16 protein-coding genes are annotated in these 12,598 nt (G+C 61.8%); 3 read left to right on the forward strand and 13 right to left on the reverse strand.

Going from position 1 to position 12,598, the window contains the following annotated elements; all coding sequences use genetic code 11:
- Positions 1 to 101 precede the first annotated feature (101 nt).
- The 5 genes from V4558_05670 to V4558_05690 form a co-directional block, all read right to left on the reverse strand.
- The gene (locus V4558_05670) at positions 102 to 1,385 is read right to left on the reverse strand and encodes a DNA cytosine methyltransferase (protein MES2304972.1); all 1,284 of its coding nucleotides are present in this window, start codon (positions 1,383 to 1,385) and stop codon (positions 102 to 104) included.
- Between the two features lie 933 nt (positions 1,386 to 2,318).
- Positions 2,319 to 2,693 (reverse strand): hypothetical protein, encoded by a 375-nt coding sequence (locus V4558_05675; protein ID MES2304973.1) that lies wholly within the window; start codon positions 2,691 to 2,693, stop codon positions 2,319 to 2,321.
- 70 nt (positions 2,694 to 2,763) lie between these two features.
- Positions 2,764 to 3,261: a hypothetical protein gene (locus V4558_05680; GenBank protein ID MES2304974.1), complete on the reverse strand. Its 498-nt coding sequence runs from the start codon at positions 3,259 to 3,261 to the stop codon at positions 2,764 to 2,766.
- Between the two features lie 199 nt (positions 3,262 to 3,460).
- Positions 3,461 to 3,991: a HEPN domain-containing protein gene (locus tag V4558_05685; GenBank protein MES2304975.1), complete on the reverse strand. Its 531-nt coding sequence runs from the start codon at positions 3,989 to 3,991 to the stop codon at positions 3,461 to 3,463.
- Positions 3,992 to 3,999: 8 nt separating this feature from the next.
- Positions 4,000 to 5,181, reverse strand: coding sequence for a DUF262 domain-containing protein (locus V4558_05690; GenBank protein ID MES2304976.1), 1,182 nt, complete (start codon positions 5,179 to 5,181; stop codon positions 4,000 to 4,002).
- A gap of 580 nt (positions 5,182 to 5,761) precedes the next feature.
- Here V4558_05690 and V4558_05695 point away from each other — a divergent pair.
- Positions 5,762 to 6,424 carry a hypothetical protein gene (locus tag V4558_05695; GenBank protein ID MES2304977.1) on the forward strand — a complete coding sequence of 221 codons (663 nt, stop codon included), beginning with the start codon at positions 5,762 to 5,764 and terminating at the stop codon, positions 6,422 to 6,424.
- Positions 6,425 to 6,688: 264 nt separating this feature from the next.
- Here the strand turns inward: V4558_05695 and V4558_05700 are convergent, their stop codons facing one another.
- The 5 genes from V4558_05700 to V4558_05720 form a co-directional block, all read right to left on the reverse strand.
- On the reverse strand, positions 6,689 to 7,042 hold the full coding sequence (locus tag V4558_05700; protein ID MES2304978.1) for a BrnA antitoxin family protein: 354 nt from the start codon (positions 7,040 to 7,042) through the stop codon (positions 6,689 to 6,691).
- A gap of 154 nt (positions 7,043 to 7,196) precedes the next feature.
- Positions 7,197 to 7,421: an addiction module protein gene (locus V4558_05705; protein MES2304979.1), complete on the reverse strand. Its 225-nt coding sequence runs from the start codon at positions 7,419 to 7,421 to the stop codon at positions 7,197 to 7,199.
- 134 nt (positions 7,422 to 7,555) lie between these two features.
- Positions 7,556 to 8,479 (reverse strand): hypothetical protein, encoded by a 924-nt coding sequence (locus tag V4558_05710; GenBank protein ID MES2304980.1) that lies wholly within the window; start codon positions 8,477 to 8,479, stop codon positions 7,556 to 7,558.
- 11 nt (positions 8,480 to 8,490) lie between these two features.
- The gene (locus V4558_05715) at positions 8,491 to 8,739 is read right to left on the reverse strand and encodes a DUF2442 domain-containing protein (GenBank protein ID MES2304981.1); all 249 of its coding nucleotides are present in this window, start codon (positions 8,737 to 8,739) and stop codon (positions 8,491 to 8,493) included.
- Positions 8,740 to 8,745: 6 nt separating this feature from the next.
- A complete protein-coding gene (locus V4558_05720; protein ID MES2304982.1) occupies positions 8,746 to 9,006 on the reverse strand; it encodes a DUF4160 domain-containing protein in 261 nt (86 codons plus the stop codon).
- Positions 9,007 to 9,208: 202 nt separating this feature from the next.
- Here V4558_05720 and V4558_05725 point away from each other — a divergent pair, with 202 nt between their 5' ends.
- Positions 9,209 to 9,505: an addiction module antidote protein gene (locus V4558_05725; GenBank protein MES2304983.1), complete on the forward strand. Its 297-nt coding sequence runs from the start codon at positions 9,209 to 9,211 to the stop codon at positions 9,503 to 9,505.
- Between the two features lie 268 nt (positions 9,506 to 9,773).
- On the forward strand, positions 9,774 to 10,118 hold the full coding sequence (locus V4558_05730) for a zinc ribbon domain-containing protein YjdM (GenBank protein ID MES2304984.1): 345 nt from the start codon (positions 9,774 to 9,776) through the stop codon (positions 10,116 to 10,118).
- A 149-nt stretch (positions 10,119 to 10,267) separates the two neighbouring features.
- Here the strand turns inward: V4558_05730 and V4558_05735 are convergent, their stop codons facing one another.
- The 3 genes from V4558_05735 to V4558_05745 form a co-directional block, all read right to left on the reverse strand.
- The gene (locus V4558_05735) at positions 10,268 to 10,936 is read right to left on the reverse strand and encodes an endonuclease/exonuclease/phosphatase family protein (protein MES2304985.1); all 669 of its coding nucleotides are present in this window, start codon (positions 10,934 to 10,936) and stop codon (positions 10,268 to 10,270) included.
- 142 nt (positions 10,937 to 11,078) lie between these two features.
- Positions 11,079 to 11,492, reverse strand: a complete 414-nt coding sequence (locus V4558_05740) for a DUF1761 domain-containing protein (protein MES2304986.1) — start codon at positions 11,490 to 11,492, stop codon at positions 11,079 to 11,081.
- Positions 11,493 to 11,695: 203 nt separating this feature from the next.
- On the reverse strand, positions 11,696 to 12,592 hold the full coding sequence (locus V4558_05745; GenBank protein MES2304987.1) for a hypothetical protein: 897 nt from the start codon (positions 12,590 to 12,592) through the stop codon (positions 11,696 to 11,698).
- Positions 12,593 to 12,598 lie beyond the last annotated feature (6 nt).

Here is a 12,598-nt window from a genome sequence, read left to right on the forward strand (position 1 = left end):
CGAAAGTCCAGTATCCGTCGGAACTAGAATGCCGCAGGCCACCCCGCGTTCCTTGAAGAAGGCGATAACATCTTCTGGCGGCCGATCTGGGAGAGGGGGCATTAGCGCTTCCCGTGAAGGATGTCGCGAAGATGAACTCCGATCTGATACGCAAGCTGAACTGGCACTGCGTTGCCTATTTGTGTGTACTTAGGCAACTCTCTGTCAAAGACGCCCAGCCGCGGATTACCGGCGCGGCGAAGCCCACCGGTTGTCCGCTTCCCGGAAAACTGGTACCAATCAGGGAAGCCCTGTAGTCGAGCCCACTCTCTTACCGTCAGCGTTCTTGGTTGGGAAAAGTGAACGTAGTCATCCGGCAGCGAGGTGGCCGTGATAGTGGGCCCGACGCCCTCATCCCAATTCTCGGGCAACACGCGTTGCGCAAACTTCTTTGTTGCGAAACGAGCGGGAACACGGCCATCGCCCGCCAACATCGCCTCAAACTTCTCGACCACTTTCGCCGAATGGTTGCTGTATTGGTGCTCTTCTACTGCTGAGCCTTTCCGGCTAACAGGTCCACCATCACGAGGGGTTCGAAAACGCCGTTGGATGCCGGTCGCCGCATTGGGATAAGCCTCCGTGGCCCCACCGTTCTGGTAGTCCGGATCAACCAAGTCGCCGAGCAGTTCGCCCAGATGTGGGGGCTCGGCCTTGATCGAACTCGGCAAGAACCCGCGGTCCACGGCGTCATTCGATAACTCAGACTCGCTTCCTGGGAGATTACTGATGTCCCTCCTCAACCCGACAAGTATGAGACGCGGGCGATTCTGCGGCACGCCATAGTCCTTCGCGTAAATCAACTGCGCTGCGATCTGGTATGTCCCTAGGCTCTTGAAAGTTTGATAGACGTCTTCCCAGATTTGCCCAGGCCTACCGGACGGCGTCCACCTGCCATTTAGCAAGCCCCGGACATTTTCAAAGACGAATGCCTTTGGCTGCAGCCCTTGAATCGCAGTCGCCATGTCTTCGAAGAGTCGATTTGCTGGAAGGTCTTCCTTCGCGACCGAGTATGATCGCCGGTGCCCAATCCCAGAGAAACCTTGGCACGGTGGGCCACCGACCAGCAAATCGATCTCGCCCGCCTTAATCCCGAGTTCTGTGTCAAGCTTCGCCTGCAAGTCGTGCAGTGCTTTGGAGTGCTTCGTCAGTTTCCGGACATCATTAACCGACAGTCCATACTCCTCGATCCACGGCGCAATTTCCCTTCGATTGCGCATCCACGTTTCGAGGGCGTCAGGGTTCAGCTCATTGACGAAAACGGGCTGGAAGTCAGCCTGCTCAAGTCCCAGCGACATTCCGCCGCAGCCAGCAAATAGATCAATGAACGTGAGCTTGTCGGTCAGCATGGTGTCTTGAGCACTCCAAAATCAAGAACGAGCATAGATGGTCTCTGAAATGCGGCGCACTCGGAGATCGTCCAGATGGCCTCAGCTTCAGCAGCCCCGCCAATGGCTTGGCGCGAATGCTAGGAACCTGATCGCTGGCATTCGGATAGGTGGTGAGGCGTTCGGGTGAAAAAGTTAGCGGCAATCGCCCCGCTTCCCTAACAGGGTCACCTCCCCGCTAGCCCACGACTCGGGATCACAAGCGATAGAGCTTTGGCTGCCTGAGGAGATCAACACTTGGGGCGCTAGGATCGCTTGATGTACCCTGGAATCGCAGCGATTCCAGCCCTGACATTCGTCTCCTTTCCAATTGACAGATAGGGACAGCGGCGCCATGCGTCCTCTGACGCAAAGACCACGTAGCCATTCGGATCGAAGAGGGCGCCTGGGAACCTTTCCAAATTGTTGTACCAAACCCCGTCCTTATGATAGAGCGCGTGCTTCACAAGGACCTTCCATTGCCGCGCAAGCCCGACCCCGGTAACGCGCTTTCCCAATTGGCCTGACATAACACGAGCTCCGTTCAGTCAGGGCTGAGCTGCAGCCTTCCGTTCGATGGTAATTCCTTCACCGCCGCTTCAAGGAGCTCGGATTGTGGATTCCCATGCCCTAGCCAGTCGTACCCAAACACCGCCGCCTGCGCGCCAGCGAAATCCTCGGCCGAGGCGCCGGTAAACCCGGGCCCGGGGAGGCCGGACTCCTGTTGGACCACCAAGACCGTCAGCGGCGGCAATGAACGGAGGAGGCAGTATGACTGGATCGGTTCGAGTAGTTGGCCGAGCCCTGCTGTGGGCACGCCTATCAACTTCGCCAACTGTCCGTATGTAAGGCTCTGCCGACCTCTGGCTGCCCACGCTAAGACTGCCCAGATTTGGCTGGCACGCTCGGATCGGGTCACATTGACGCTCCCGGTTTCTTGACCCAATCCAAAGCTTGGAGCGCCTCGGCGAGCTCTGGATGCATCAGCCAACGCCAGTGCGGATTGTCTTCATCCGGTTCGACGAAAGAAGCGATCACGAAAGCTGCCTGAGCCCCAGCCTGAATTTCCCAATTCATCCGCTCCGCCAATCGCAGGCCGAACTGTCCGTCCTGCAGGTTGATCGTGTTGTAGTTGGGGTATCCCACTGCCGCCGCCAGGTCGGTGGCGGTGGCCGTGTGCGCGGGAAATTCGTAGTGCCGAAGGAGCAGTTTCTTGTGCTTCGGTGCAATCGCGTGTTTGAGCTCGTAGGGCGCTTTCCGGTATTGCTCTGCAGAAGGTAGGTCGTGCATCGAATCCTTACCTCAAGCCGTTCATAGGAAGAGTGTCGACCGCTTTGGCCTCGACGGCAGCAAGCGCGAGTTAGACGGCTGGCCTCGCACCAGGGATGGCTCCGAAATGGGCCCGCAACGCGTCCAGCAAATGCTGCTCTGCGAGAAGGACGTCAGTGCCCGCCCAAGTCGCGCCGCCTGGCTTCATCAGTCGCAAGTGCGAATGAATGTTGGACGCGCCGGATTGGAGCAAGGGATTGAGCTTCCGGCAAATGGAGCGCTCTTCGGTAGGGTTATCGGAGATGTGTTGCCAAATACAATCGTGGCCCTGTTGCTTCAGATAGTGCAGCGCCGTGCCGACCACGAAGTCGGTGTCAAGCCGCTTGCCCTTGTCGCTGGATACACAACTTCGCTGCGCTTCTTGAACACCGCGCTTAAGCGTACTAGGTGCACCAACCGTCTTAGCACGATTCCCGGCGCAACCAACATAGATCGTCACCTCACCATCAGCGTGCCGGTAAAACCAGCGATACACGCCTTTGGCCGGCTGCTCCGGAGCGTTGGGATTGTCAAACATGATTTGGGCCATGATCAACTCCGCGAACGACCGGTACCGGAAATGATTGCCGCCTAACGGCTCGGCGCTTCTGCCGCGGGGCGTGGCGTTGCCGCCGCAGTCCATAAGTGGAGAATACATCACGGTGGCCGAACCGGCTTGGCCTCGTCGGCGGCAAGCGCGTGTTAGGTCGCGATCCTACATCGAGCCAGCACGCTGAGTCTCCTGCCCTTCATCGCGGGCACGTGGCCAGCAGGTCAGGCAATCGCGCCACGAACAGTGACGCCCGCGCGTAGGCCGCAAATATCTCATCGGCCGTTTTCTCGAGGACGAAGGTGCCGAATCCTTGATGAACCAATCGATTGCGCTCGTCGCCCAGCTGCAAAAAACTCGCAATGGCGTCCTTAAGGGCAGCGTCAGCCCCAATCGCTGCGTTCGCGTGCCGTTTGAATTCATCGCCGAATAGCCCGAAAAATTGGTTTGCGTTGGCGGCATCCCACTTGAACAGTGTATGGTACTGCCTCGCAAGCGCTTTGCTGCGCACGAAGGCTACGAGTGGCGACGAGCCTCCAGCCTCGGTTTCGGCGAAGGCGGTGATCACCGAGGTGATCGCAAGCTCAAACTCACTAGCCGCAGCGAGCAATAGCGATTTTCGAAAGACATCATTTGCGGTGATCGCCAGAGACGGTTCGACGCTCGCATCGATCACACTAGTTAGCGCAAGAAAGTCGTCGTGCAATTGAGCGACGATGCTCGTGCTCATGAATACACCTATGCGAGCAGAATTGTTGCACGTGCAAGACGCTTGTCAACGTTCGTCTTGTCCGCACTTGCCTTCTCTGATGACTCAATGAAGGCGGGGTCGGCGTCCAATTGACGCAGTTTAGTCGCTGACACTAGCCCGACTTCCGGGAGGCCGCCGGAGTAAGCCGTGGCCATGATTGCCGAGAACGTCGCCTCAAAGAGCGCAATGCTAAAGCGCCGCGTACGCGTGCTCACAAACGCGTCGGCCGGAAGGTCCTTGCAAGCCTCCAGAAACGCATCGAACAGAGCGTTCAGTGAGTCGATTTTTGCCAGATCGAAGACTTTCGCCTTCTTTGAGAAATTATTGAGAAAACGCGCCATCGATGGCTTGTAGTTCCGCCACTCAAGCAACATCGCGAACCCCCGAAGTAGCACTTCCACATCCTTCATGTGAAGATCAGGCTCCGGAAGGCTCACGACGCGGCGCCAGCGCGGATCCAGATTGATTCGATAGAGCAAGTCATAGAATGCGGAATGGTAGAGACTTGTGCGGATCTCCTGAGGACGCAAGTTGATCCCACCTGTATTGAGGCGATTGAAGATCTCGTAAACAGACGAGTCATCATCACTGGGCTTCGTCTGTTTCACAACTATGTTGCGAACTGGGCGCAGGTTGAACTGGGGTTGATACTCCTCTAACGTCTGATAGTTCAGATTCCGGAATTTGTTTGTGCGACCTGGGAGCGAATGCGGAAGGCTGAGCTTGAATGGAGTAAAATACTCATCATCGTGCAAAACGGACTCGGGAATCTGTCCACGCTCAGCGAAAATTGTCCGAAGCTCTGAACGCTTCTCTTTGCGCGGAAAGCGCCCCTTCATGAAGTAGTAGATAGACATCATGCGCTGTTGCCCATCAATGACGAGAAAGCGATTCCGGGCCTCCTCATACAGGAAGATCTGAGGAACCGGCAATCCAAGGATGAGCGATTCGATGAGCTTCGAAGCGCGTTTGATGTCCCACACATAGTTTCGCTGGAAACCAGGAATGACAACGGCCCCGGATTCAATGAAACTATTGATCGTGAGTACGTTGAAGTCATTGGGCGTTGACGTAAGTTCGTACTCGTCAATATCGAATTCGTCATCACCTTCTTGGGCCGCGTAATCGTCGTACCATTCCTTCACTGAACTCGGCATCTCGTGACTCACTTCTAGAGGATTGTGCCGTTATTAGGACCTAACTAGCAATTGTGCTGCAGAGCCGTCCACGACAACCCTCCCGGTCCCGCTCAGCAACACGTTGGACGGAGAGTCTCGGCAATGACCGGCGAGTACTCCGGGTACTTTCAGGGCCTTACTACTGCGACAGGGACCGGCTTCACGCTCGCCCCTGCTTCGAAGCCCGAATGCTCGGAAGCGCGCAGGAGCCGCACGAGCTCGTCCACCCGCTCTCGCGTGATCTCGGACAGCATTTAAGTGCTAGCCTCTGTCCCAAAGGGTGCGGGGGCCGTCCTCAGCCTGGGAAGCTCGGGGACGGGTGTGACAGTCGGGCGGTGGTGCGTGACTATGTAAGGGTCGCGCCTGCCTCTCCTTCCTGCAAGCCCCTTCTCCCTCCTCCCTTCTCCTGCTAACCTCCCCGCACGGTTCGCTTCCGTCTTGGCGACCCGGGCATCTCGAATGGTGGCACGCTCGCCACCTGCCAACCGACCGCTCGCCCGAGCGTCACGGTGGCTCCCCGACTCCGGGGGATGCGCGCACGAGACGGCTCGACCGCGACAGGATCGTCCCAATGCATCTCGACAACATCCTCTTCCTCGACTGGTTCGCCTCGCTCGCCGGCATCTATTACGACCAAGACGCCGACACGTACTACCGCCTGCAGCTCCGCCGCGGCGCCGTCCTGCGGGTGACCCGCTCCATTGGGCAACAGCCCGCGCCACTCTCGGTGGTCGACGTGCTCCAGCGCTGCGAGCGCTACTCGCCGCTCTCCATCGCGCACACCCGCGCCGCAGCCACCCTCAGCCACATCGGCCGCCGAGCGGGGAGTACCAGGCTCCTGCTCGAAACAACGCTGCATCGCCGGCGGCTCTACCCCTGCTGGCTCGGCTGGATCGCGGCGCGTTCGACGGGAGAGTACAACCCGCGCGACTGCGATCGCTACATCGTCCGCTTCGCCTCCTCGGCGACGTTCGATGACCTCGTGGTGCTGGCCGCGGCGATCCCCTGGATCGGACCGTGGCTGATGTACTCGCTCTTCAAGACCGACGCGGGCCGAGCGGCGCAGCTGTTCGAGGAATGGCTCGCCGCGGGAGAACATGGGCGGTTTCGGGATCTGGGCGGACATCTGCCGATGCTGGCGGCGGATTATGTCGGGACGGCGGTGGGCGAGACGTTGATGCGGGTGGCGGGGGTGGTGGGGGTGCAGGCGAATGTGGGGAAGGCGGATGGGTGAGCGCTCGGCGCCGGAAGGAGGTGCTGGCAGGGGGTGGAGCGGATCATTTTGTTGGCGTCAACAAAATGATCCCGTAGTTATGGGCTGGAGCGCAGAGGGAATGGTTCGAGGTGCGGCACGTGCATCCCAGCTTTGAGCAATTGTCCGGCCCATCCGACTTCGGGGGCCCCAGGCGTCGCGTTTCTGCGTTCCCGCCCGCCCGGCGGCCCGGCGGCCCGGGGCGACAGCTCTCGTCGGAGTTTGGCGCCTCCGACCGCGCGGCGCCTACTTCTTCCGCACGGCCACCGCGGCCCGCTTGCGCCGAGTCGCGGCTGGCTTCTTCGCGACCCCCCGGCCGGCACCCTTCGTTTCAGCGGCGACTCGCTCGGTCAGGAAGACCTTCAGCAAGGATTGATACGGAACGTCCTGGCGATTGGCGAGGACTTTGAGGTCTGCCAGCAGGAAGGTCGGCAACCGGAGTGAGATCGTCGTGGTGCTTGGCTTGAGATTCGGGAAGACGGCGCGCCGGGCCTGACTCCAGTCGACGTATGGCGTGGTGTCGTGGGTCTCCCAGAAATCGCGCTCTTCCGCTTCGGACGCGAACCGTGGAATCGGCTTGAGCTCCTTACGCTTCGCCATAACTCCTCCGTTCGTTTCGGTGGCATCCGATGATCGTGAGATCTGCGCGGCCCCGCGACGTTAGACAGCAATTGGATGGAACTGAGATGCGCGGGGCAGGCTGCGGGCGCAGCGCGAGCAGGAGCTCGTTGAGTTCACGGCAGCATCCCAGGCTTCACACCTCGTGCAGCAGGCGCCGGCGGACGATTTCCCAGTCGAGTGCCGAGTCGGGATCGCGCTCATGTTCCGCGAGGCGCCGCTCAAGCTCAGCACGTTGCTCTGGAGTTAACGGCAGCCCCGTGGACTCGGGCGACCCCGCCACGCTCTCCCAAAGCGCTGCCGCAATTTCCGCTCGTTCGGCGACCGGAAGCCGGAAAAGCTCCGCCAGTGTCTTGGTCATGGAATAAGGGTGGCGAGGTGGTACGACTGCGGCAAGAGCAAACAAACGCCGAGGGAAGGCGTGCTTGGTGGGTGTCGAAGCACCAGCCGGCGTCGAGATCTGCGAGGCGCCACGCGAGCAGCGGTCCGGGGCGATCACGGCCGATCTCCTCCGCCGGAACTGCACGGCGGCTTCGACTTGGGGTCCATGGAGGGCCGCACCGGGAAGCCGCGGGTCTCGCCGCTGACGGCGTCGATCCAGACCGATACGCCGGGCTGATTGCGACCGTAGAAGGTGACTCCCCAATCGCCGGGCTCGAGTTCCTTCGAATCACCGAAGCCAAGCATCGCATGACTGCTCAAGCGCACACAGCGAGTGGCGCCCGGATCGAACTTCGGCAAGCGTGGCGTGGCGGGCGCTTCCTCGAGCGTGGCGGTCGCGAGCACGAGGAGCGAGCAGCGAAATCCCATGCCGAGCGATGCGTCGGCGGCGGTCCACTCGCGCGGCACCTTGGGGGGACAGGGGTATCGCTCGGTGATCCACGCGATGCGCGCGGCGGCGCCCGGCATCTTCTCTGGCTTCAAGCTCTTCACGAAACAACCGCCGTCGAAAACGGATTCCTGGTTGAGGCGGAAAGGCGGCCAGCTGCCGTCGCTCCGACGGACTGCGCGGAGCGAATAGTCGTTCGGGTTACCGCCACGGCTGGTGCCGCAGAAGTATTCCGCCCCGATCGAGAGCGAAACCTCAAGCAGTGAATCGTGGAGTTGCGCGCGACCGATCGAAAGCACGCCGCCGATGCGATCGAGTGCGACCACCGGCCGTGCGAAGAGCGAGTCGCTGAGTTCCCGCGCGAACCACTGCCAGGCAAAAGAGTCCGATTGTGCCGGCGCGCGAAAGCGGAGCGGACGACGCAGGGTGCCGTTGTCGATCCACTCCATCTCCCGGCGCAGCACCGGCAAAACCGCCTGCCGCAGTGCGGCGAAGACGGCCGAGTCGCGCGGGAACTCGAGCGGGCGCGGGGGCGACTGGGCGGAGAGGGGGCTCGCTAGGAGGAGCGAGAGAAGGAGGGCGCGGGTCATTGAGCTCCGTGCTACCGCGTCGCCGCCTCGTAGAGCACATCGGGGTCGAGGTCGGCGCCGTTCGGCCAGACGATCGTTCCGGCCTCGCGATCGACGGCCACCAACGCGAAGTACGCCGGATCCTGAAGCGGCTCGAATACGCCGCCGCGGCCCTCGACAAATGGGGCCAGATCGAGAGTCGCCGACGAGCCATCAGTGAAGGCGAGCCGAAGCCGGAAGCCGCCCTCGGCGCTAGCGGTGATGATGCGGGGGTGGAGCATCGGGGATCACTCCAGCGGTGGAATGCGAAGCGGCGGTTCACTCGCCTGCAACCGACGCCAATTGGCGTGCAGCTCTGCCTCGTGGAGACTAGCCCATTCGACGACGAGTGCCAACACCCGCGGGGGGAGGCGGCCGCCGAGAACGCCGACCGGTGTGATGCGCAGCTGGCACTCTTCTCCAGCGTACGTGGCGTGACAGTGCGGTGGGTCGTGATCCGAGAAGTACATCCGGATCACAATTCCGAAAAAGCGCGAGATCTCTGGCATGAGAGATCATCTCATCGAGCCCGCTCGCCGCGTTGCTCGAACGAGCGCAGCGGGCGGCCAATTGCTGCCAGGCGATCAGAATCGCATCTCCTCGTCGCGTTTATTGGTACCTAACCGAGTGGCGAGCCGGCCCGTCGGTATCCGTGATTTCAGGCACGCGAGCCCTGCTTGCTTGTCTGTATCCCATAGGATATAGTCAATTATGCCCGCCAAAATGAAGCTCACTCGCTGGGATCCGGTCGACCACCTGAGGACCCCCGCGGATATGGCGCACTACCTCGAAGCGGCGATCGACGATGGCGACCCGCAGCTCATCACCGCGGTTCTCGGCGACATCGCTCGCGCCAAGGGGATGACGCACGTGGCCCGTGAAAGCGGCCTCGGCCGCGAGTCGCTCTACAAGGCACTCTCCGAGAATGGCAATCCGGAATTCGCGACGATCCTCAAAGTGATCGCGGCGCTCGGCCTGAAGCTGAAGGCGGTGCCGGTGAAAAAGTGAGGAACTGGGTCATGGTGAGTTGTCACCCCGGGCCGTCGACCTGGCGGGTGCTCAATGACGCGACGCCTGGGGTCTCCGAAGTCGGGTGGGCCGGACAATCGCCTGACATTGAGATACTTGCCAAGCAACTATTCGCGTTCCCTCTGCGGTCCTGCCCATACGACCTCGGGGACCCCAGGCGTCGCGTCTCCATTCTCCCGTCTGCCCGATGGCCCGGGGTGACAACCCCCCTCCCGCTTCCCCCTTCCCGTCAGGTTATTCTGTCCTGATGACCGACTCCCCGCTCCCACCCTGCCCCTCCTGCCACTCGGTCTACACCTACGAGAACGGCCCGCTGCTGGTCTGCCCGGAATGCGCCTTCGAGTGGGATCCCGTGCTGCCCGAGACCATTCCGGCTGCCCTGGTAGTGCGCGATGCCAACGGCACCGTGCTCGCCGACGGCGACACGGTGACGCTGATCAAGGATCTCAAGCTCCGCGGTTCGTCGCAGGTGGTGAAGGTGGGGACCAAGGTGAAGAACATCCGTCTCGTCGACGGCGATCACAATATCGATTGCAGGATTGATGGGGTGGGGGAGATGGGGCTGAAATCAGAGTTCGTTAAGAAGGTTTGATGGGGAAGGGGGAAGGGGGAAGGGGGAAGGGAGTTGTCACCCTGAGCGAAGCGAGGGGGCGGAGCTCCGCTCCTTCGACTTCGCCCGCTTCGCGGGCTACGCTCAGGATGACATTCGTCTCCCTTCCCCCTTCCCCCTTCCCCATCCCATCACCCCCAATCGACGACGACCGGATTGTGATCACTCAGCCGCGTCCACACCGCCCCACTCAGCACCCGCGCCGCACGCACCTTTCTCCGCTTCGCCACGTTCACGAATATCCCATCGCAGTGATAGGGGGTCTGCGGCGCATTCATCCAGCGTAGCGTCTGCGCGAGCGGCACGCCGGGGTTGCCGATGCACCAGGCGCTCTGCAAACCGAAATCGCGTTCGAGTCGATCGAGGAATTCGTGATCGGGCTTTGAGGTGCGGCGCGCCTCATCATCGCGACGGCGACCCGCAGTGATGTTCCAGTCGCCGCCGAGAATGACATTGCTCCCCGCGACAATCGGCCGCAACAGATCGAGCAGCGCGTGCGCCGACTTGTGGTAGTTGCCCCGGATCGGCGGGATGTGCACCGAGAAGACGTAGCCATTGCGCCACGCGCCGCCGACGACCCATCCGGTGAAGCCGGGAATTGGAATCGGGGTGACCCTGCCGCGCTTGAGCAGAACCGCGGATCCCCAGCGGCGGCCGGGCACCTGCTCCCAATGCGTACGCGGCAGCCCCGATTCCTTGCTCTCCTGCACCAGCAGCACGTCGGGCGTGGTCGCCGCGATGATTGCCTCCCAGTGGAGAGGGGAGCCGCCCTGGCGGAGGTTGAAGGAGGTGAGGCGCATGGAGGCTCGAGCTGGGAAGGAAATGGTGCCGCGCGAGCGCGGCACCCACATAGGAGCAAGAGCCTACCAGAGCGCGGCACCCACATAGAAGCAAGAGCCTACCAGAGCGCGGCACCCACATAGGAGCAACAACCTACTTGAGCTACGCCCCGAACTTCCCCAGGATCGCCCCCATCACGCAGAGATAGACCAGCTGGTAACCGGTATCGATCAGGAAGGTCGAGAACTTCTTGTCGGAGTAGAGATTCGCGGTGAGGCCGAGCGGCATCGCGAAGCCGAGCCAGGCGTGGAAGCCCCAGTTGAAGCCATCCTGCCAGGAGTCGGCGCTGAGATGGTGGAGGAAGAGGGTGAGGACCGTCGCCGTGATGAACATCGCGATCAGTGAGCCACCATACGATTTCGCGGCGCCGGCCTGCATTTCCTTCAACTTCTCCGGCGAGTAGCCGTGCGCTGCCACCCAGACCTTGGCGAAGAGCAGCGGCGAATACCAGAGGGCGCCGAGGATCCAGGCGGCGAGCGTGGCGCCGGCGATGACCAGCCAGTTGAAAGATTCCATGGTGGGGCTCCGGATGGGGTAAGGTCAGTTACGCGTAGGGGCGGGGGGCTTGAGGGGGAGAAGAGACTAGAGACTAGAGACTAGAGGGTGTCATGCTGAGCGAAGCGAAGGAGCGAGGCTCCGCCCCCTCGCTGCGCTCAGGGGGACAACATCTCCGGTGCCGCGCAAGCGCGGCACCACCGGCGGAGCTCCGCCCGTTCCGATTATTTATGCGCCTTCACCACCGACTCGACGATCAGCGCGTTGATCGCGAAGCCCACGCGCAGCACGCCGTCGGTGAACGCCACCGGATCGAGCGTCATGCTCCAGTCGCCCGAGGTGCGCTGCCATTCCTTGGAAAAGCTGGTCTTGTCTTCGCTGAGCTGCTTGATGGTGCCGGCGTTCTCGGCCGCCAGGCGGGTGCCGTGCCGCTGCGCCAGGATGTAGGGCCCGCCGCCCTTGGCGTCCATCCCCTTGACCCAGGCGCCCTCGAAAATCATCGCGGGATCGGTCGAGATGCCGGCCTTGTTGGTCGAGTAGCCCGCGCGCGTCTCACCCCACATCTGCGGCACCGAGAGCGTCATCTCCGGGACGATCGCGACCAGGTTCTTCTCCTTCGCAATCCCCCGCCACGGCCACCCCGCACCCTGGATCGGGTTGTTGAACTGCTGCGCGTCGCTCGGCGCCGCAATCACATAGGTGAGCGGCGTGCCGTGACGGATCGGCAGCCCCCACTTCTCGTCGTCCTTGTCGAGGCCGCGCTTGACGACGTCGGGATGGTCCTTGAGATCGGCATAGGTCAGGACGGTGTACCCGGCCGCACGAAGCTTCGCGACAAGATCGTCCTGCAGCTTGGTGGCGAGCTCGTGCAGCATCGGCTTCTCGAGCCCGTCGACGAAGAACTTGCCGTGCGCCTGCGCCCCGCCCTTCTGCGCCCAGACCGACCCCTTCACCGAGATGACGAGATCCCACGACGGGACGAAGTAGGTGTTGAAGTTCCCGTTGAAGCCCTTGACCGTGACCCGGTCCATGTTGAGTTCGAATGGCTTCATCGCCGGGGACTGGGCGGCGAGGGGTTGGGCGAGGGCAAGGCAGGAGAGGGCCAGGGCGAGGTGGCGCATGGGAGC

The organism is Gemmatimonadota bacterium (genome assembly GCA_040388535.1).
Taxonomy (GTDB): domain Bacteria; phylum Gemmatimonadota; class Gemmatimonadetes; order Gemmatimonadales; family GWC2-71-9; genus Palsa-1233.